Annotated in this window: 19 protein-coding genes and 1 tRNA gene; 11 read left to right on the top strand and 9 right to left on the bottom strand. The window is 65.8% G+C overall.

Annotation, left to right across the window (positions count from 1 at the left end):
- Nucleotides 1–19: 19 nt before the first annotated feature.
- Genes JWM94_RS13870 through yajC form a run of 4 tightly spaced genes read right to left on the bottom strand, consistent with a single transcriptional unit; the run spans nucleotide 20 to nucleotide 3,401 of the window.
- Nucleotides 20–394, bottom strand: a complete 375-nt coding sequence (locus JWM94_RS13870; protein WP_299428168.1) for an Mth938-like domain-containing protein — start codon at nucleotides 392–394, stop codon at nucleotides 20–22.
- Complete coding sequence (secF, locus tag JWM94_RS13865; RefSeq protein WP_299428165.1) at nucleotides 394–1,371, bottom strand: protein translocase subunit SecF; 978 nt, start codon at nucleotides 1,369–1,371, stop codon at nucleotides 394–396. Before secF ends, JWM94_RS13870 begins: the two co-directional genes overlap by 1 nt.
- A 15-nt stretch (nucleotides 1,372–1,386) precedes the next feature.
- Nucleotides 1,387–3,054, bottom strand: a complete 1,668-nt coding sequence (gene secD / locus JWM94_RS13860; RefSeq protein ID WP_299428162.1) for a protein translocase subunit SecD — start codon at nucleotides 3,052–3,054, stop codon at nucleotides 1,387–1,389.
- Nucleotides 3,054–3,401: a preprotein translocase subunit YajC gene (gene yajC / locus JWM94_RS13855; protein ID WP_299428159.1), complete on the bottom strand. Its 348-nt coding sequence runs from the start codon at nucleotides 3,399–3,401 to the stop codon at nucleotides 3,054–3,056. Before yajC ends, secD begins: the two co-directional genes overlap by 1 nt.
- A gap of 198 nt (nucleotides 3,402–3,599) precedes the next feature.
- On the opposite strand from yajC, the gene JWM94_RS13850 reads away from it, so the two are divergent.
- The 6 genes from JWM94_RS13850 (at nucleotide 3,600) to JWM94_RS13825 (ending at nucleotide 6,277) form a co-directional block, all read left to right on the top strand.
- Nucleotides 3,600–3,676: transfer RNA gene (locus JWM94_RS13850), tRNA-Pro, on the top strand.
- Nucleotides 3,677–3,736: 60 nt separating this feature from the next.
- Entirely contained in the window at nucleotides 3,737–4,384 is a 648-nt protein-coding gene (locus JWM94_RS13845; RefSeq protein ID WP_299428156.1) for a response regulator transcription factor, read from the top strand.
- A 67-nt stretch (nucleotides 4,385–4,451) separates the two neighbouring features.
- Nucleotides 4,452–4,820 carry a hypothetical protein gene (locus tag JWM94_RS13840; RefSeq protein ID WP_299428153.1) on the top strand — a complete coding sequence of 123 codons (369 nt, stop codon included), beginning with the start codon at nucleotides 4,452–4,454 and terminating at the stop codon, nucleotides 4,818–4,820.
- Nucleotides 4,821–4,860: 40 nt separating this feature from the next.
- Nucleotides 4,861–5,310 (top strand): hypothetical protein, encoded by a 450-nt coding sequence (locus tag JWM94_RS13835; RefSeq protein ID WP_299428150.1) that lies wholly within the window; start codon nucleotides 4,861–4,863, stop codon nucleotides 5,308–5,310.
- Between the two features lie 26 nt (nucleotides 5,311–5,336).
- Nucleotides 5,337–5,870, top strand: a complete 534-nt coding sequence (locus JWM94_RS13830) for a RadC family protein (protein WP_299428147.1) — start codon at nucleotides 5,337–5,339, stop codon at nucleotides 5,868–5,870.
- Nucleotides 5,867–6,277 carry a response regulator gene (locus JWM94_RS13825; protein WP_299428144.1) on the top strand — a complete coding sequence of 137 codons (411 nt, stop codon included), beginning with the start codon at nucleotides 5,867–5,869 and terminating at the stop codon, nucleotides 6,275–6,277. The genes JWM94_RS13830 and JWM94_RS13825 overlap by 4 nt, the downstream gene beginning before the upstream one ends.
- 42 nt (nucleotides 6,278–6,319) lie before the next feature.
- Here JWM94_RS13825 and JWM94_RS13820 read toward each other — a convergent pair whose 3' ends face one another.
- Nucleotides 6,320–7,330 (bottom strand): LLM class flavin-dependent oxidoreductase, encoded by a 1,011-nt coding sequence (locus tag JWM94_RS13820; protein ID WP_299428141.1) that lies wholly within the window; start codon nucleotides 7,328–7,330, stop codon nucleotides 6,320–6,322.
- Nucleotides 7,330–8,235: an alpha-L-glutamate ligase gene (locus JWM94_RS13815; protein ID WP_299428138.1), complete on the bottom strand. Its 906-nt coding sequence runs from the start codon at nucleotides 8,233–8,235 to the stop codon at nucleotides 7,330–7,332. Before JWM94_RS13815 ends, JWM94_RS13820 begins: the two co-directional genes overlap by 1 nt.
- 160 nt (nucleotides 8,236–8,395) lie before the next feature.
- On the opposite strand from JWM94_RS13815, the gene JWM94_RS13810 reads away from it, so the two are divergent.
- Both JWM94_RS13810 and JWM94_RS13805 read left to right on the top strand, forming a co-directional pair.
- Complete coding sequence (locus JWM94_RS13810) at nucleotides 8,396–10,267, top strand: ABC-F family ATP-binding cassette domain-containing protein (protein ID WP_299428135.1); 1,872 nt, start codon at nucleotides 8,396–8,398, stop codon at nucleotides 10,265–10,267.
- Nucleotides 10,268–10,463: 196 nt separating this feature from the next.
- Nucleotides 10,464–12,005 (top strand): ATPase, T2SS/T4P/T4SS family, encoded by a 1,542-nt coding sequence (locus JWM94_RS13805; RefSeq protein ID WP_299428132.1) that lies wholly within the window; start codon nucleotides 10,464–10,466, stop codon nucleotides 12,003–12,005.
- A gap of 4 nt (nucleotides 12,006–12,009) precedes the next feature.
- Here the strand turns inward: JWM94_RS13805 and JWM94_RS13800 are convergent, their stop codons facing one another.
- Nucleotides 12,010–12,741, bottom strand: a complete 732-nt coding sequence (locus JWM94_RS13800) for a helix-turn-helix transcriptional regulator (protein WP_299428129.1) — start codon at nucleotides 12,739–12,741, stop codon at nucleotides 12,010–12,012.
- A 177-nt stretch (nucleotides 12,742–12,918) separates the two neighbouring features.
- Here JWM94_RS13800 and JWM94_RS13795 point away from each other — a divergent pair, with 177 nt between their 5' ends.
- Together JWM94_RS13795 and JWM94_RS13790 are read left to right on the top strand one after the other, a co-directional pair.
- Complete coding sequence (locus tag JWM94_RS13795) at nucleotides 12,919–13,854, top strand: outer membrane beta-barrel protein (RefSeq protein ID WP_299428126.1); 936 nt, start codon at nucleotides 12,919–12,921, stop codon at nucleotides 13,852–13,854.
- Between the two features lie 74 nt (nucleotides 13,855–13,928).
- Nucleotides 13,929–15,125, top strand: coding sequence for an aspartyl protease family protein (locus JWM94_RS13790; protein WP_299428123.1), 1,197 nt, complete (start codon nucleotides 13,929–13,931; stop codon nucleotides 15,123–15,125).
- Between the two features lie 109 nt (nucleotides 15,126–15,234).
- Here JWM94_RS13790 and JWM94_RS13785 read toward each other — a convergent pair whose 3' ends face one another.
- Complete coding sequence (locus tag JWM94_RS13785; RefSeq protein ID WP_299428121.1) at nucleotides 15,235–15,432, bottom strand: hypothetical protein; 198 nt, start codon at nucleotides 15,430–15,432, stop codon at nucleotides 15,235–15,237.
- A gap of 4 nt (nucleotides 15,433–15,436) precedes the next feature.
- Entirely contained in the window at nucleotides 15,437–15,988 is a 552-nt protein-coding gene (phaR, locus tag JWM94_RS13780) for a polyhydroxyalkanoate synthesis repressor PhaR (RefSeq protein WP_299428118.1), read from the bottom strand.
- Between the two features lie 210 nt (nucleotides 15,989–16,198).
- Here phaR and JWM94_RS13775 point away from each other — a divergent pair, with 210 nt between their 5' ends.
- The gene (locus tag JWM94_RS13775) at nucleotides 16,199–17,371 is read left to right on the top strand and encodes an acetyl-CoA C-acetyltransferase (RefSeq protein WP_299428114.1); all 1,173 of its coding nucleotides are present in this window, start codon (nucleotides 16,199–16,201) and stop codon (nucleotides 17,369–17,371) included.
- Nucleotides 17,372–17,438: the final 67 nt, after the last annotated feature.

Genomic DNA, 17,438 nt, shown 5'->3' with positions numbered 1-17,438 from the left:
ATCCACCGCTGCGGGCGGATCAAGCCTCGATCGGATATAAAGCCCCGGCAATCCATCGCCCCTCGCCGCGCAGCATGCCCCAGGCGCGCGCGGCGGCCCGGCTGTCCATCGCCTCGATCCCGATCCGCCGCACTTCGAGCGCACGGACGAGCGCGGCTGGCGGGCGGACCAGGGCAGCGCCGGTACCGAGCAGGACGAATTCCGGCGGCGGATCGAGCGCCAGCACCAGCGTCAGCGCCGCTTCGTCCAACGCCTCGATCGGCGGTGGCGACCACGCATCGGCGCGCAGCGGCGTGATCGCGAGCGCGCGATAGATATTGTCATCGACGCGAAACCCCGCGGCCGACATCCCGGACACGACCGGCCCGTCGGCGCGGTCGCGGTCCATGCGCATCAAATGTCCTTGGGGCCGACCCGCTCGGCATTGCCGGCCATGCTAGCCTTGAGCGGCTTGTCGCTGGCGATCGGCTCGGCGCGGAGACCCAGCGTGATGAGCAGCGACGACGACACGTAGATCGACGAATAGGTCCCGACGAAAACGCCCAGGATCATCGCCGCGGTGAAACCGCGCAGCACGTGCCCGCCGAAGATCAGCAGCGCGAACAGCGCCAGCAAAATGGTCAGCGACGTCATCACCGTGCGCGGCAGCGTCTCGTTGACGCTCAGGTTGATGATCTCGCGCATGTCCATCTTGCGGTATCGGCGCATATTCTCGCGGATGCGGTCGTCGATCACGATCTTGTCGTTGATTGAGTAACTGATGATGGTCAGCACCGCCGCGACGATGTTGAGGTCGAATTCGAACTGGGTCAGCGCGAAGAAGCCCAGCGTCATCAGCACGTCGTGCATGATCGCGACCCCGGTCGATACGCCGAACTGCCATTCGAAGCGGAAGATCGCGAACAGACAGATGCCGATCACCGCGAGCACGACGGCGAGCAGCCCCCTCTGGACGAGTTCGCCCGATACCTTGCCCGACACGGCGTCCTGCTTCGAAAATTTGGCGCCGGCGAAGTTCGCCGTCAGCGCGGCCTTGACCGCTTCGACCACCTTGTTCGTTGCCGCCGAGTCGCCGGTTTCGGGACGCGGCAGGCGGATCGAGAGTGTGGTCGGGCCGCCGACGGTCTGGAGCTGCGCATCGCCGAACCCCAGATTGTCGATCACCGATCGCACCTTGTTCTGGTCGGGCGCGGTCGCGAAACTTTCCTCGATCATGATCCCGCCGACGAAATCGACGCCGAAGTTGAGACCCTTGAGCGGCATCAGCGCGACCGCCGCGAGGGTCAGCAGCGTGGTCAGCCCAAACGCCCAGAAGCGCAGGCGGACGAAGTCGATATTGGTATTGTCGGGAACGATCTTGAGCAGGCGCATGATGCTGGCGGCCCCTTAAATATTGATGGTCTGCGGACGATTCTTCCGCAGCCAGAGGACGACGAGCATCCGTGTAAAGGTCACCGCGGTGAACACCGATGTACAGATGCCGATCAGCAGCACGACCGCGAACCCCTTGATCGGGCCCGAGCCGAGCAGGAACATGATCACGCCGGTAATGGCGTGGGTCATGTTGGCCTCGAAGATCGTTCGGCTGGCCTCCTTATAGCCGAGCTCGACCGCCTGGACGACGCTGCGCCCGCGTCGTCGCTCTTCACGGATACGTTCGTTGATCAGCACGTTGGCATCGACCGCGGTGCCGATCGTCAGCACGAACCCGGCGATGCCCGGCAAGGTCAGCGTGCCGTTGATCAGCGCGAGCACGCCCATGATCACCAGCACGTTGATGACCACCGCCCAGTTAGCATAGATGCCGAACCGGCCATAGGTCACCAGCATGAAGAGCACGATCAGCACCACCGCGATGATCGATGCCTTGATCCCGGCATTGATCGAATCCTTGCCGAGGTCGGGGCCGACGGTGCGTTCCTCGATCACCTTGAGCGCCACGGGAAGCGCGCCCGACTTGAGCTGAATCGCCAGATCGTTCGAGCTCTTGGCGTCGAACCCGCCGGTGATCCGGCCTGCACCGCCCAGAATCGGCGTCTCGATGTTGGGCGCGGAGATGACGCTGTTGTCGAGGATGATCGCGAACGGCTTGCCGACGTTGACCTGCGTCACCTTGGCGAAGTTCTTCCCGCCCTGCGTGTTGAACTGGAACCCGACCACCCAGCCGCCGGGATTTTCCGAATCGGTCTCCGCGCGGGCATCGGTCAAATCGCTGCCGGTGATGATCGCTTCGTCGCGCACCGCGATCACCGGGGTCTGGGCGGGCCAGGTCACCTTCGAATCGAACGGCGAGGTCATCGGCTGGGCGAGCCGTCCGATATACGGCGCGGTGAATCTCGCCGCGTCGGGATACGGCAACACCTGGTCGCCGATCGGCGCGATGCCCTTGGCGAGTTGCGCAGCATCGGCATTGGTATCGACCAGCTTGAATTCGAGCTTGGCGGTCTTGCCGAGGAGCGCCTTGAGCGCGGTGGGATCCTGCAGCCCCGGCACCTGGACGACGATCCGCGTCGATCCCTGCTTGATGATCGTCGGCTCACGCGTGCCGAGCGAATCGATGCGGCGGCGGACAACTTCGGTCGCGCCGTCCATCGCCTGCTCGATCGCATAGTCGATCCCGGCCTTGGTCGGGGTCACCGTGAAGGTCGATGAATTGATGACCGCGATGTCCCAGTCGCGCTGGCCGGTATTGCCGACGCCGTTAGTATGTTGCGACAGCAACTGGCGCGCATCCTCAAGCCGGGTGATGTCGCGCAGCATGAAGGTGACCTTGCCGCCGTCGGTCGAAATGTCGCCGATGCCGATCTTGGCGCGGCGCATGTCGGTCGCGACTTCCACCTTCTTCGCGCCGAGCCGCTGAACGATCAGATCGTCGGTATTGGCCTCGAGCAACAGATAGCTGCCGCCGGCCAGGTCGAGCCCCAGATTGATGCGCGGATGGACCGGCCAGTTCGCGACGGTGCTTTCGGGCAACATGCTGGGAATGGCCAGCGCGCACAGCGCGGCCAGGAAGCCGATGATCGACAGCACCTTCCAACGCGGGAAATCGAGCATCAGTCGTTCGCCGGCTTGGCCGATGTCGGGCTCAGCACTTCGCTGATCGTTCCGCGCACCACCTTGATCTTCACGGTCGGCGCGATTTCCAGTTCGACATATTGGTCGTCGACCTTGACGACCTTGCCCAGAATCCCGCCCGAGGTGATGACCTGGTCGTTCTTCTTCAGATTGCCGAGCGCGTTCTGCAGCGCCTTCACGCGCTGCTGCTGCGGACGCAGCATCAGGAAATAGAAGGCGACGAAAACGAGGATCAACGGCAGGAAGGTCGAGGCCAGCCCTCCGAACATGTCGGGACTGGAACCGGTGGCACCGGCGGCCTGGGCGTAAGCGGATGGAATGAGCATGGTCGTCCTGATTTGGGCGTTGCCCGCGCCACCGAAAACGGGGCGCCAGCGTCAAGCGCCGCGCGCTATCACCATGCGCCCGCCCACGCAACATGGCGCGGGGGCAATCGGGCCGCCGCCATGTGCTTGCATCGTTTGACCCAACCGCCTAGAGGCCCGCGCTTCGGGATCGGCCCCTGCGGCCCGTTCCCGCCTGGTCGGGGCGTAGCGCAGCCTGGTAGCGCATCACACTGGGGGTGTGGGGGTCGCAGGTTCGAATCCTGTCGCCCCGACCAATTCGCGCTGGACGCAAAATAGCGACGCTATTTCAAGCCTCCAGGCGCGAACGACTGGCGGTGCCTGAGCGCCGCGCGCGCAAAAATCGCCCTTGCAACCGACTCATCTGTGATTCGCCCCAAAAACATGGTTTAATGCACGGCATGAACGACGCCGCCTTCGCTTCCCTGACGCCGCGCGAGCGCGATTGCCTGCGCGGCGTGCGCGCGTTGCAGGGATCGGGCGAGATCGCCCGCGATCTCGGTATCGCGACAGGCACGGTCGACGCCTATCTCGGCACCGCCAAGGTCAAGCTCGGCGCGCGCGACCGCAAGCATGCGGCCTTGCTGTTCGCCGAGCATGAAGCGGGGATTACCCCCGAAAACCCCGGCCCCCAGAATTTCGCATACGAAAATCTGGGGCTGGCGGCCGCCTCTCGTCACCCGTCATGGTCGACGGCGATCGAGGGCGACCGACGGCACCTCTCCCCAGATTTGCACGACGCCGTCCTCGATCAGCGGCGCTTCGGTAACGTCTCGGCGCGGGCCAGCTGGTCCGACATACTCCGGGACGTGATCGAGGGGGCGAGACCGAGTGACTTATCGACAACGACCCGAGGAGTTCTAATCCTGGCTGCCACCGTGATAATCGGCTTTGCCTTTTTCGTGGTCAGCGCCGGGGTTGGCGCACTCTATGGTCTGGCGACATTCCTCCGATCGCTTTCGTAACGACTTCGTAACGACGCTGCATCCTTTCAACCGAACGTGCCGCATCGCTCGGCGCGGTGGAGGCTCTATGCGCGTCGATCCGACCAACCATCCTTGTTATGCCAATATCCTGGCGGTTTCCGCCGCCGTTCTGGACGCCGAGCGCGACGTCGACGGATCGATCGTCGCGCTGTCGAAGCTGATGGCGACGACGATCGAGCAATATGCCGACGCCAAGCTGCCCGCCTTCGCCGCTCAATCGGCACTTGCCAGACTCACCGAGGCGCTGACCGCCAACGTCGACACCCGCCGCCTGCTCGGCGAGGCACACAAGGAATATGGCCGCACCGCCAAGATGCTCGGCGCGACAGCAGAGGAATGGGGTCCAGGCTGGCCCTGCTATACGGTCGAAGAGGCCATCAAGCCGAAGGCCGCGCCGCTCCGCCGCGTCGCCTGATCGCCTTGACGGAACCCGGAAGCGATGGTCGACAGCGTGGATGATCTTTTTCCTGTTCGCCTTCCTGTGGCTCGGGTCGTGCGCCTATGCCTTATGGCGTGGCGGACAACCCGAGCGCTTTGTCGCCGTTATCTTTCTGGCGAGCTCACCGCTGAGCATAGCGGCCTACACGCCGAATCCGTGGCGCGGCGTGCAGTGGGGCATCCTGACGGTCGACGTAGTGATGCTCGTCCTCATGCTGGCGATTGCTTTTCGGGCCAATCGTTATTGGCCGATGGGCATAGCGGCCATGCAGATGCTTCAGGTACTTGGGCATCTGATAAAGCTGACCGATCCGACGATGCTCCACGTCGTATATTGGGTCAGCGCGGTAGTCTGGGCCTATCCGATGTTGCTCCTGTTGCTGCTTGGCACCGTCCGCCACCACAACCGGGTGAAGCGGCTGGGGCCCGAGCCGTCCTGGAGCAAATCCTCGCCCCCGTCGGGCTGACCGACCGGGCGGCACTCGCCGGCACGTTGATCGCCGAGTTCGGATCGCTCCCGCTGCTGATCGCGGCGAAGCCCGCGCGCCAGCTTCGCGCGGCGGGCGATCCCAGCATCGTCGCCTTGCTCCAGGGGATCAAACAGGTGCTGCGCCACGTCACCCGCGCCGATCTCGACGCGCGGCCGGTGCTGCCCAATAGCCGGGCGTTGCGTGACTATCTGATGGCGCACCTGGCGGACGAGCCGGTCGAGCATGTCCGCATATTGTACCTCAACGGCTATGACCGGCTGATCCTCGACGAGCTTCATTCGAGCGGGACGCCGAGCAGCACGCCGTTCTGCGTCCGCACCATCGCCGCGCGCGCGCTGGAGGTCGGGGCGATGAACGTGATCGTCGCGCACAACCACCCGTCCGGGCTGCGCCAGAGCAGCGACGCGGACATCGCCTATACCGTCGCGCTGGAACGCGCGCTCGACGCGCTGGGCATCACCCTGATCGATCATCTGATCGTGACGCGCGGCGGGCTGTGCAGCGTGCGCGCGGCGACTCGGGCGATGGCAGCATGACGATCCACGCACTGTTGGTCGATGACGATCCCGATACCCGCGCGATCGTCGCGCTCGCGCTCGGCCTGCATCGGCGCTTCGCAGTCACCGCGGTGTCGCGACTCGACGCCGCCGACATGCTGCGCCGCGGGTTCGAGCAGTTCGATGTGATCCTGCTCGACATGAAGATGAGCGACATGAGCGCGGGCGCGCTGGTCGCGACGATCCGGCAATGGTCGCGCGAGCCGGTGCCGATCCTGTTGCTGTCGGCCAAGGCCGGCGATGCGGATCGGCGCAGTTATCGGTCGGCGGGCGCGCATGGCGTGATCGCCAAGCCGTTCGATCCGGTCGCGCTGCCCGATCGCATCGCCGACATGCTGGAACCCGGCTCGATGGCGCATGGCCGCGCCGTAGGGTCTGCGCGGTGACGCGCCCTTAAATCCTCCCCCTGGCGGGGGAGGATGAGCGACCTAGTTCATTACCTGCGCAGCGAAGCGTTCCATTTCCTCGGCCTGCGGGCTCATCTGGAGCAAGAGCAGGTCGAGCCCCGCCGCCTCATATTCGGCGATCCGTTCCTTCAGCTGTTCGGGCGTGCCGACCAGATTGGGGCGCAAGCCCCGGTTGGACACCGAATATTCCTGGATCTTGAGTTCGCGCTCGAGCTGTGTGCCCGACAGCCACTGGTCGAAATTGTCGTAGCCCGAAGGCACGCCCGTAACCGTCGTGATCCGATCGAGCTCGCGCTTCGCCTCGGCCTCCGAATCGCGGACGATCGCGTAGGCGGCCATGCCGTAGTGCATCGGGGTGCCGCCTACTGCCTCGCGCCGTGCAGCCATGTCGGCGATCTTGGGCGCGATCGCCTCGACCGGGTCGCCGTGCATCACGTACGCGTCGCATTGCGCGACGATCATCGCCTTGGCCTTGTCGCTCTCGCCGCCGGCATAGACTGTCGGCCGCTTGGCGGGCTTGGGGGAACAGATCGCGGCGTCGGTCCGATAAAACTGCCCGTCAAACGTAAACCGCTCCTCGGTCCACAAGCCGTCGACCACCGTCAGCCATTCCTCGGTCCGCGCATAGCGGTCGTCGTGCCGGTCGAACTGCAACCCGTATTGTTTCGCCTCGTCGGCCCACCACGACGATACGACGTTGAGCGCGAGGCGCCCGCCCGAGATACAGTCGATGTTCGCCGCAGCCTTCGCGAACAACGCCGGATGATGGAAGTTCGGCCGCACCGCGACCATCAGCTCGATCCGCTCGGTCACCGCCGCCAGCGCCGCCGCGGTCGACCAGGCGTCGAGCGCGGGCTGCTCGACGCCCTTGATGTCGTTAAGGTTGAGCTCGGCGATCAGCGTCAAATCGTAACCCAGCGCCTCCGACCGCTGCGTCAGCCGCTTGGTATAGTCCCAGCTCGCGTCCATCCCCTCGTCGGGCACGTTGCGCAGCCAGCCGCCGAACACCGGCATCCAGTAACCGTAACGCATCAGGCTTTGCTCTCCGCAATCAGGGTTTCGAGATAATCGATCAGCTTCTCGTGTGGATCCCAGCCGAGCACGTCGAGCGGCTTGGCAACGAAATTGGACAGCGCGTTGATGTCGTAGAACCGCGGCACCCCGTCGCGGTCGTCGATCATCACCTCGATCCCGCCCACATCGAGGTTCATCGCGGTGGCGATCGCCTCGCACGCAGCGATCAAATCCGGCGCAGGTTCGACCGACACCATGCTAATCCCCGAATCGGCGACGCAGGCATCTGCGGGGCACAGATCGAACGCCCCGCCCCCGGCGATTTCGATCGCGTAGAGGTATTTGCGGTCGAGCGTTTCGATCCGCGTGATCGTCCCGCCGCGCGCGGGCACATAATCCTGCACGAGCAGCACGCCATCGACGCTGACCGGCAATTGCTTCTCCGCCACCGCCCAGCGCAGCTCGGCCATATTGTCGAACTTGACGATCCCCGCGCCCGATCCGCCGATATTGGCCTTCACGACGAGCGGGAATGAGAGCGTCGCCGCGGCGGCTTCGACGTCGGCGGCGCGGTGGACGACGCGCGTTTCGGGGATCGCCAGCCCCAGCGACGCGATCAGCGCGAGTTGCCGCGCCTTCGACGCATCGACCGCCAGCACGTCGGCGCCGTTGATCACCCGCGCGCCCGACCGTCGCCAATGGTCGAGGAGGGCCATCGTGTGAAAGATCGGGTGCTCGTCGGCGCGCAGAAAACTCGACATCGCGATGCGGTTGAGCACCACCGGCGCCGGGATCGCGGCGTCGGCAGGGTTCCACTGCCCGTCGGGGCCGAACGCGGTGTAGTCCACGCCCCGCCGGTCGAGCGCGGCGAACAATGGCGCGAACCATGCCGGATGTTCATACAGGATGGCGAGGTCGGTCATGCTTTCGCCCATACCCACCTCGTCATCCCCGCGAAAGCGGGGACCCATCTCCCACGGTCGCCACAGATACTACCGCGGCGCTTTTGGAGATCGCAGGAGTTGGGCCCCCGCTTTCGCGGGGGTGACGGTGATAGGGGAAGCCGCTAAGGACCCGGCCATCATGCTCAATCTGACCGACATCACGGTCCGCCTCGGCGGGCGGACGATCCTCGACGGCGCCACCGCCAAACTGCCGCCGAAGAGCCGCGTCGGGTTGATCGGGCGTAACGGCGCGGGCAAGACCACATTGGTCAAGGTAATCGCTGGCTCGCTCGACCCCGACACCGGGACCGCCGACATGCCGCGCGGGTCGCGGCTCGGCTATATCGCGCAGGAAGCGCCGGCGGGCCAGGCGACGCCGTTCGAAACCGTGCTCGCCGCCGATATCGAGCGCGCCGCGCTGATGCACGAAGGCGAGACCAGCCACGATCCCGACCGGCTCGGCCATGTCCACGACCGGCTGATGGCGATCGACGCCTACACCGCGCCCTCGCGCGCTGCGCAGATCCTGGTCGGGCTCGGCTTTAGCGAAGAAGCACAACATCAGCCGCTCGACAGCTTTTCGGGCGGCTGGCGGATGCGCGTCGCGCTCGCCTCGCTCTTGTTCTCGCAGCCGGATCTGCTGCTGCTCGACGAACCCTCGAACCACCTCGACCTCGAAGCGGTGCTGTGGCTCGAGGATTTCCTGAAGTCCTACCCCGCGACGATCCTGATCGTCAGCCACGAGCGCGATTTCCTCAATAACGTCGTCGACCACATCCTCCACCTCGAGCGCGGCAAGCTCTGGCTCTACCCCGGCGGCTACGATTCGTTCGAGCGCCAGCGCGCCGAGCGCCAGGCGCAGATCGCCTCGGCGCGGCAGAAGCAGCAGGCCGAGCGCGAAAAGCTCCAGGATTACGTCGCGCGCAACTCCGCCCGCGCCTCGACCGCCAAGCAGGCGCAGAGCCGCGCCAAGGCGCTCGCGCGGATGCAGCCGATCGCCGAACTGGTCGACGACCCGTCGCTGAGCTTCGACTTCCCCAGCTCGGCCGAACTGCGCCCGCCGCTGATCACGCTCGATCTGGCGAGCGTCGGCTATGGCGACACGCCGATCCTCAGCCGCCTAAACTTGCGCCTCGACCCCGACGACCGCATCGCGCTGCTGGGCAGGAACGGCAACGGCAAGACCACGCTCGCGCGCCTGCTCGCGGCGCAACTGACGCCAATGGACGGGGCGATGAATGCATCGGGCAAGATGCGCGTGGGCTACTTCACCCAATATCAGGTCGAGGAACTGGAAAGCGACGAAACCCCGCTCCAGCACATGACCGTCCAGATGAAGGGCGCGAGCCCCGGTGCCGTCCGCGGCCAGCTCGGCCGGTTCGGCTTTTCGGGCGACAAGGCGATCACCAAGGTCGGCAAATTGTCGGGCGGAGAACGCGCGCGGCTCGCGCTGGCGCTGATCACGCGCGACGCGCCGCACATGCTGATCCTCGACGAGCCGACCAACCACCTCGACGTCGACGCGCGCGAGGCGCTGATCCAGGCGCTCAACCAATATACCGGCGCGGTGGTCATCGTCAGCCACGACCGGCACATGCTGGAAATGACCGCCGACCGGCTGGTGCTGGTCGACAACGGCACCGCGAAGGAATTCGACGGCAGCCTCGACGATTATATCGCGTTCGTGCTCGCCAAGGACGCGTCGGACACCGCGAAGGAAGTGTCGAAGCTCAACAAGAAGGACGCGCGAAAAGCGGCGGCGGACGCGCGCGAGGCGAGCCAGGGGCTGCGCAAGGCAGCGAAGGCGGCGGAGGCCGAACTGGCGAAGCTCAACGAGCAAAAGAGCAAGATCGACCGCGCGATGTTCGACCCGTCATCGGCGGATGCCGCGCTATCCAAACTGACCATGACCGACCTGATGAAGCGCCGCGCCGAGATCGAAGGCGCGATCGCGGCCGCCGAGGCGACGTGGCTGGAAGCGAGCGAAAAGCTGGAGACTGTGGCAGCGTAACGCTCACTCCCCTCCCTGGATAAGGGAGGGGCTGCGGGTGGGTCGGCCGGAGGAGCTCGCTGCGCTCGCACCCACCCCTAACCCCTCCCTTGCAGGGAGGGGAATAAATCCCGCAAATTCCCGCGCCCCGCGTTGGTTAGCATTTTGTCAAAGCTTCGCCCCTACCACGCTCTGTGACTATGAAGGAATTCGGGGCATGAGCGCGTTTGGGCGCCGTAGTGGAGCGGGCGGCGGCACGGCTGGGCGCCCGGCGTTCGGCGTTGCCAAGCCGATGCAGGGCAGCGGCCCCGCGCGCTCCGAACCCGATGTCGCCGAGCAATTCCCGCCGCTTCCGGGCGGGCAGGATCCGCTGGTCGCGCCGTCCGATTCGGATGCGCCGCAGGGCAACATGCCTGGCGTCGCGATGGACGCGATGCAGCGCCTCGCCGATCGCCAGAACGCCAGCGCCGATTCGGGCAGCTCGCGCAACGAAGGCTTCGAGGCGTCGGTCCACAAGATCAAGGAACAGGTGCTGCCGCGCCTGCTCGAACGCGTCGACCCGGAAGCCGCCGCCACGCTCAACAAGGACGAGCTGGCCGAGGAATTCCGCCCGATCATCGGCGAAGTGCTCGCCGAACTGAAACTGACGCTCAACCGCCGCGAGCAATTCGCGCTGGAAAAGGTGCTGGTCGACGAATTGCTGGGTCTCGGGCCGCTCGAGGAGCTGCTCGCCGACCCGAACATCTCCGACATCATGGTCAACGGGCCCGACCAGACGTTTATCGAACGGAAAGGCCAGCTCGAGCTCGCGCAGATCCAGTTCCGCGATGAGGAGCATCTGTTCCAGATCGCGCAGCGCATCTGCAACTCGGTCGGCCGCCGCGTCGACCAGACCACGCCGCTCGCCGACGCCCGCCTCAAGGACGGCAGCCGCGTCAACGTGATCGTCCCGCCGCTGTCGCTGCGCGGCACTGCGATCTCGATTCGTAAATTCTCCGACAAGCCGATCACGCTCGACATGATGGCCGGGTTCGGGTCGATGTCGGTCAAGATGGCGACCGCGCTCAAGATCGCCGGCGCGTGCCGCTTCAACATCGTCATTTCGGGCGGTACCGGCTCCGGTAAAACCACGATGCTCAACGCGCTGTCGAAGATGATCGACCCGGGCGAGCGCGTGCTGACGATCGAGGACGCCGCCGAACTTCGCTTGCAGCAGCCGCACTGGCTGCCGCTCGAAACGCGCCCCGCCAACCTCGAAGGCCAGGGCGAGATCACCATCCGCGACCTCGTCAAGAACGCGCTGCGTATGCGCCCGGACCGTATCATCCTCGGCGAAATTCGCGGCTCCGAGTGTTTCGACCTCTTGGCCGCGATGAACACCGGTCACGACGGATCGATGTGTACGCTCCACTCCAACAGCCCACGCGAATGCCTGGGCCGTATGGAGAACATGGTGCTGATGGGCGACATCAAGATCCCCAAGGAAGCCATTTCGCGCCAGATCGCCGATTCGGTCGACATGATCGTCCAGGTCAAGCGCCTGCGCGACGGCTCGCGCCGCGTAACCAACATCACCGAGGTGATCGGCATGGAAGGCCCCGTCATCGTGACGCAGGAGCTGTTCAAGTTCGAATATCTCGACGAATCGTCCGACGGCAAGATCGTCGGCGAGTATCGCGCGATGGGCCTGCGTCCCTACAGCCTCGAAAAGGCGCGCCAGTTCGGGTTCGATCAGGCTTTCCTAGAGGCGTGCCTCTAAACGCTTAGATCAGGTTTCGCGCCAGTAGCCGTGCGACGGCCTGCGCGCGCGTCACCGCACCAAGTTTTCGCCGGGCATTGTCGACATGGAAGCGCGCGGTCGCTTCCGACACGCTCAGGATGACGGAAATCTCCCAGTCGGTCTTGCCGTCCGCAACCAGTACCAGCGCATCGCGTTCACGGCACGTCAGCGACACTGCCTCGACGCCGACCGGAGGATCGCGCAACGCCATCAAATGCTCCGTGAGCAACAGCCCCGCCATTTGCGCGGTCGCGCCGTTCTCGGCCGCCGCCGCACGGTCGCCGAAGCCGAGATGCAGCGACGCGATCTTTCCACCTTCGCCATAGGACGTCGCGCAATGCGCTTCCGCAATCCGTGCTTCCGACATCGCGTCCCAATAGCGCCCGAACCGGCGATCCGCGTGCGGTGCGACCCCGCCGAACGTGTATCGCGTCCAGCCCTCACGGATCGGCTGGAGCAAAGGGTTGCAATCGAGGCAGACATAGCGGCACGCCTCGCTCTCGATGGTCCAGGACGCCGGCGCGGACCGAAATACAATGCCGCCTGCCTCAAGGTGCCGCTGCGCCGTGAGCGCCGCCGCGGGACGCCGATAGACGCGCGTCTGGATGTAGGACGCGCCGAGCGGCGCCATCGCCGCGAAAAAGCGCTGGCTAGCCACCTCCGCATCGTTCGACGCGAGGGCATCTGCAGTGTGGGCCATAACCTGCGACAGCATCCGAACCCCCTCCAACCAGGGGCGAGCGTCGCATGTCGGCCGGAGTCGCGCAAGCCGACCAGCGAGCGCCGATGCTCACGTCAACCTGACGAATCCGCTAGGGTGAATATGGACGGCACCTCCTTATGGTGCCCGTCGGCGCCGCGCCGGGGGAAACGCGGCGAAAAAGGGGGACGAATGAAGTTCTTGATCGGCGTAGCCACGCTCACGATGCTCAGTCTGCCGGGCGTTGCCCAGGCCAAGGACGATGACGATTGGTCCGGCTTCTATATCGGTGCGGAAGCCGGCGGTGCCTCCGGGCGGCTGCGGGCCACCGGCACCGACAATGTTACACAGCTCAGCAACATCCTCGTTCCCGGACGCGGCATCGTCATTGTGCCTGGAACGAGCGCGACGAGCGGCGGCAGCGGCACCGACACCAGCGTCATCTACGGTGGCTTGCTGGGCGGTCAGTGGCAGACGGGCCAACTGATCCTGGGAATTGAGGCCGACGTTCACGGCCCGCGCGATTTTTCCGGATTCAACAACCCGATCGCCACCCCGACAACCATCCTGGCGCCCGCCAGCAACGGTACCATCAGCCGCAGCGCGCGGACATCGTACGACTGGTCGCTGCGCGCGCGGATCGGAACGACGATCGGGTCGCGCACCATGATTTATGCGAGCGGCGGCGTGGCCGGCGCGCGACTGCGCCTGACCGGCCAGGACAGCTTCACCACGCCGGCGGGCGCGGGCGCAACCAGCGGCGGGATCGCGGCGTTCGTGTCGCCCACGATAGGCCCGGTGGTGATCACCGCGTCGGAACGGCGGAACATCGTCGGCTGGACCGCCGGACTGGGCGGCGAGACCAAGCTGTCGAAGTCGGTCGGGCTGGGACTCGACGCGCGCTACACCAGCTATGGATCGCACGATTTCACGCTGGCCGGGGGATGCAATCCCGCGACGATCGCGGCGGGAACCTGCGCGGGTGCTTCGCGTACGTCGCCGCCGATCGTCATCAACGGCACGACGCTCAATCCGGCAACCGATGTCACCCCGGGCATGGTTCCGGGATCGACCCGAGCGAACTTTCGCGACCTTCGGCTGACCGCTCGGCTCGTGTTCCATTTCTAGCGGTGGGACGGGAACGGGGTTAACGCACCTCTAACCCCGTTTTCGTGGGAGCAGCTTGGGTTTAAGCACGGGGCATGCGCCGCTGGCTGATCCCGTTGCTCGCCCTCCTCCCCGCCCCGCTCGGCGCGGCGATGGCGCCGGCGATGCCACCGCCGTTACCCGATCGCATGGTGCTGGCGGACGATGCCGAATCGCAATGGGTGTCATTCGAGCTGACCCCCGGCAACCAGATCCGCTTCGCCATGACGGTCGACGGGCGCGCCGCGACCGCGATCCTCGACACCGGGTTCAGCATGTCGGTGATCTCGCGCCGCTGGGCGAGCGAAGCGGGCTTGCGCATCGCCAATGGCGGCCAGGGCATCGGCATCGGCGGGTCCGTCGCGATGGGTCAGGTCAACGGGCGGACGCTGGTGATCGGCGGGCTGACCAGGACCGGCGGGCGGCTCGGCGTGCTCGATCTGCCGATTTCCGCGACCGGCAGCGCGACGACGATCGACGCGGTGATCGGCAGCGATTTGCTCCGTTACTACGCGCTCGACATCGATTTCAGCGCACGGCGGTTCCGCCTGCTGCCGAGCGGGCGGTTGCCGTTCGCAGGCCAGAGCGCGCCGCTGTCGCTGTCGGGCCGCGACCAGCTCTATATCAGCGAAATGCGTGTGGACGGCACGCGGCTGCGCCCGATGATCGTCGATACCGGCGACGGCGCGACGATCGCGGTGTCGACCGAGGCGTGGAAGTCGCTCGGCGATGGCCGTCCCGCGACGACCACGACGGTTTCGTACAGCGTCGCCGGCGCGGTCCAGTCCGACCTCGCGGTGCTGCCCGAAATCGCGGTGGGCGATTCGACGCTGCGTCAGGCCGAAACGCTGATCGAGTCCGGCGGCGGGTTTTCGTCGCGGATGGGCGCGTCGGGGCGGATCGGGATTGGCTTTCTCCAGCGCTTCCGCGTGCTGCTCGACCCACGCGCGGGGCGGATGGTGATGGCGGCGACCGCCGACACCGACCGCCCGCCGCTGCGGTCGACCAGCGGGCTTCTGCTCTCGACCGAAGCCGACCGTCTTCGCGTGCTTCATGTCATGCGCGGCGGCCCGGCGGCGGCGGGCGGGTGGCAGCCGGGCGACGAAATCTGCAGCGTCGATGGCGCCGCGGTCTCCGCGGCATATTCGCGCGATCCGATCGCGATGTGGCAAGTCGCGACGCCGGGCCGCGTGGTGCGGCTAGGGCTGTGCAGCGGCGGCGTCCGCGCGCTGACGCTCAAAAGCTTCTACTAGAGATCACGTTTGATCGCTCACCGTGCTCCGGCGAAGGCCGGAGCGCAGGCGATCGAAGCGCTACGGTGCCAACGCTCCGGCCTTCGCCGGAGCACGAGTCCAATGAAAGTTAGAGGTTGAACGCGACGCTGAATGCGATGACCGCGGCGATGAGCGCGAAGACCTGAACGCTACGCCAGTCGAGCAAGGTGACGCGATCGAGGTCGTCGCGCTTCTTGTGCCGCCAGTCGACAATCCCCGCCACCACCGCGACGACGAGCGCCAGCGCGACAGCGCCCTCGGCGATCTCCTTGCCCGACCAGTCCATTGCCTCAGTGGCCGAGCTTCTCGATCTTTTCCTGCAGCCGCGCGAGTTCGGCCTTTAACGCGGCGACATCCTCGCCCTTGCCCGGCGCTGGGGCAGCAACCTCCCCGGCCGCACCCGGCTTGAACGCCTTGGTCGCGGCCTCGAACATCTGCATGTTGCGCTTGGCGATCTCCGCGAACGGCGAATTGGCGAACGCCCCTTCGACCGCGGTCTTGAATTGCTCGTGGTTGCGGCGGAAGCTTTCCATCGACGCTTCGAGATAGCCGGGTACCATCGCCTGCATCGAATCGCCGTACATCGCGATCAGCTGGCGCAGGAAATTGACCGGCAGCATCGTCTGGCCGCGGCTTTCCTCCTCCATGATGATCTGGGTCAGCACGTTGTGGGTGATGTCGTCGTCGGTCTTGGCGTCGACCACCTTGAAGTCGCGGCCCTCGCGAGTCATCGCCGCGAGGTGATCGAGCGTGATGTAGGACGAGCTTTCGGTGTTGTAGAGCCGCCGGTTGGCGTATTTCTTGATGATCACCGGGCCATCACCGGCCGCCTGTTTCTTCATTGATCGCGCCCCATAAAACCGTTGCGCGCGACGCTACCCGCTTGCTTGACGCACTGCAACACGGGCATGCCGTGCTGCGCAAAATAAGCGCAGCATGACGCTACGTCGACGAGACGGGAGGCGTGCGTTGGCGACTGTGCGTGTGCAGCGCTGGCGGTCGCGGCCCCGCGCCGCTAGAGTGGACGCGAACAGGTTCGAGGAGCAGCCCGCATGTCCGACATCGTCATCACCGCCGCCAAGCGTACCCCGGTGGGGAGCTTCATGGGCGCGTTCGCCACCACGCCCGCGCACGAACTCGGCCGGATCGCGATCGAGGCAGCGCTGACGCAGGCCGGTGTAAGCGGTGAAGACGTATCCGAAGTGATCCTCGGCCAGGTGCTGACCGCCGGTCAGGGCCAGAACCCGGCGCGCCAGGCGTCGATGGCGGCGGGCGTGCCCAAGGAAGTGCCCGCATGGGGCGTCAACCAGGTCTGTGGGTCGGGGCTGCGCGCGGTCGCGTTGGCGGCGCAGGCGGTCGCGACCGGCGATGCCACGATCGTCGTCGCGGGCGGACAGGAATCGATGTCGCTGTCGGCGCATGCGCAGCATTTGCGCGGCGGCACCAAGATGGGCGATCTCAGCCTGGTCGATACGATGGTCAAGGACGGGCTGACCGACGTGTTCAACGGCTATCACATGGGGATCACCGCGGAGAACCTCGCCGAGCAATACCAGGTGACGCGCGCCGAACAGGACGACTTCTCGGTTGCCAGCCAGAACAAGGCGGAAGCCGCAAGGTCGGCGGGGCGATTCAAGGACGAGATCGCGCCCGTGACGGTCAAGGGCCGCAAGGGCGACACGATCGTCGCCGACGACGAATATATCCGCGCCGGGGTGACGATCGACAGCGTGTCGGGCGTGCGGCCCGCCTTCAAGAAGGACGGCACCGTCACCGCCGCCAATGCGTCGGGGCTCAACGACGGCGCCGCCGCGCTCGTCATCATGAGCCGCGCCGAAGCCGAACGCCGCGGCAGTCCGATCCTCGCGACGATCAAGTCCTGGGCCTCGGCGGGCGTCGATCCGTCGATCATGGGCATCGGCCCGGTCCCGGCGTCGCGCCGCGCGCTGGAGAAGGCCGGCTGGACGATCGCCGACCTCGACCTGATCGAAGCTAACGAAGCCTTCGCCGCGCAAGCCTTGTCGGTCGGCAAGGAGCTTGGCTGGGACGCGAGCAAGGTCAACGTCAATGGCGGCGCGATCGCGATCGGCCACCCGATCGGCGCGAGCGGCGCGCGCGTACTGACCACGCTGATCTATGAAATGGGCAAGCGCGACGCGAAGAAGGGCCTCGCTACTTTGTGCATCGGCGGCGGGATGGGCATCGCGATGTGCATCGAGCGATAATCGCCGAATGCTTTAGAAACTTGGGCACTCTTGCAAAGACTTAGTAGCGATGAGCCAGCTACTCTGC

The organism is Sphingomonas bacterium (assembly GCF_028289855.1).
In the GTDB taxonomy this organism is placed as follows: Bacteria; Pseudomonadota; Alphaproteobacteria; order Sphingomonadales; family Sphingomonadaceae; genus Sphingomonas.
The sequence above is the reverse complement of the archived record's forward strand: the minus strand, read 5'-3'. Positions and strand labels throughout refer to the sequence as shown.

Excerpts from the sequence above, each read along its gene's own strand:
- JWM94_RS13840 (WP_299428153.1), top strand. The coding sequence starts at position 4,452 with ATGCGCGTCGATCCGACCAACCATCCTTGTTATGCCAATATCCTGGCG.
- JWM94_RS13825 (WP_299428144.1), top strand. The coding sequence starts at position 5,867 with ATGACGATCCACGCACTGTTGGTCGATGACGATCCCGATACCCGCGCG.
- JWM94_RS13775 (WP_299428114.1), top strand. The coding sequence starts at position 16,199 with ATGTCCGACATCGTCATCACCGCCGCCAAGCGTACCCCGGTGGGGAGC.
- JWM94_RS13810 (WP_299428135.1), top strand. The coding sequence starts at position 8,396 with ATGCTCAATCTGACCGACATCACGGTCCGCCTCGGCGGGCGGACGATC.
- JWM94_RS13805 (WP_299428132.1), top strand. The coding sequence starts at position 10,464 with ATGAGCGCGTTTGGGCGCCGTAGTGGAGCGGGCGGCGGCACGGCTGGG.
- JWM94_RS13815 (WP_299428138.1), bottom strand. The coding sequence starts at position 8,235 with ATGACCGACCTCGCCATCCTGTATGAACATCCGGCATGGTTCGCGCCA.
- JWM94_RS13790 (WP_299428123.1), top strand. The coding sequence starts at position 13,929 with ATGCGCCGCTGGCTGATCCCGTTGCTCGCCCTCCTCCCCGCCCCGCTC.
- secF (WP_299428165.1), bottom strand. The coding sequence starts at position 1,371 with ATGCGCCTGCTCAAGATCGTTCCCGACAATACCAATATCGACTTCGTC.
- JWM94_RS13870 (WP_299428168.1), bottom strand. The coding sequence starts at position 394 with ATGCGCATGGACCGCGACCGCGCCGACGGGCCGGTCGTGTCCGGGATG.
- JWM94_RS13835 (WP_299428150.1), top strand. The coding sequence starts at position 4,861 with ATGATCTTTTTCCTGTTCGCCTTCCTGTGGCTCGGGTCGTGCGCCTAT.
- JWM94_RS13820 (WP_299428141.1), bottom strand. The coding sequence starts at position 7,330 with ATGCGTTACGGTTACTGGATGCCGGTGTTCGGCGGCTGGCTGCGCAAC.
- JWM94_RS13800 (WP_299428129.1), bottom strand. The coding sequence starts at position 12,741 with ATGCTGTCGCAGGTTATGGCCCACACTGCAGATGCCCTCGCGTCGAAC.
- secD (WP_299428162.1), bottom strand. The coding sequence starts at position 3,054 with ATGCTCGATTTCCCGCGTTGGAAGGTGCTGTCGATCATCGGCTTCCTG.
- phaR (WP_299428118.1), bottom strand. The coding sequence starts at position 15,988 with ATGAAGAAACAGGCGGCCGGTGATGGCCCGGTGATCATCAAGAAATAC.
- yajC (WP_299428159.1), bottom strand. The coding sequence starts at position 3,401 with ATGCTCATTCCATCCGCTTACGCCCAGGCCGCCGGTGCCACCGGTTCC.
- JWM94_RS13785 (WP_299428121.1), bottom strand. The coding sequence starts at position 15,432 with ATGGACTGGTCGGGCAAGGAGATCGCCGAGGGCGCTGTCGCGCTGGCG.
- JWM94_RS13795 (WP_299428126.1), top strand. The coding sequence starts at position 12,919 with ATGAAGTTCTTGATCGGCGTAGCCACGCTCACGATGCTCAGTCTGCCG.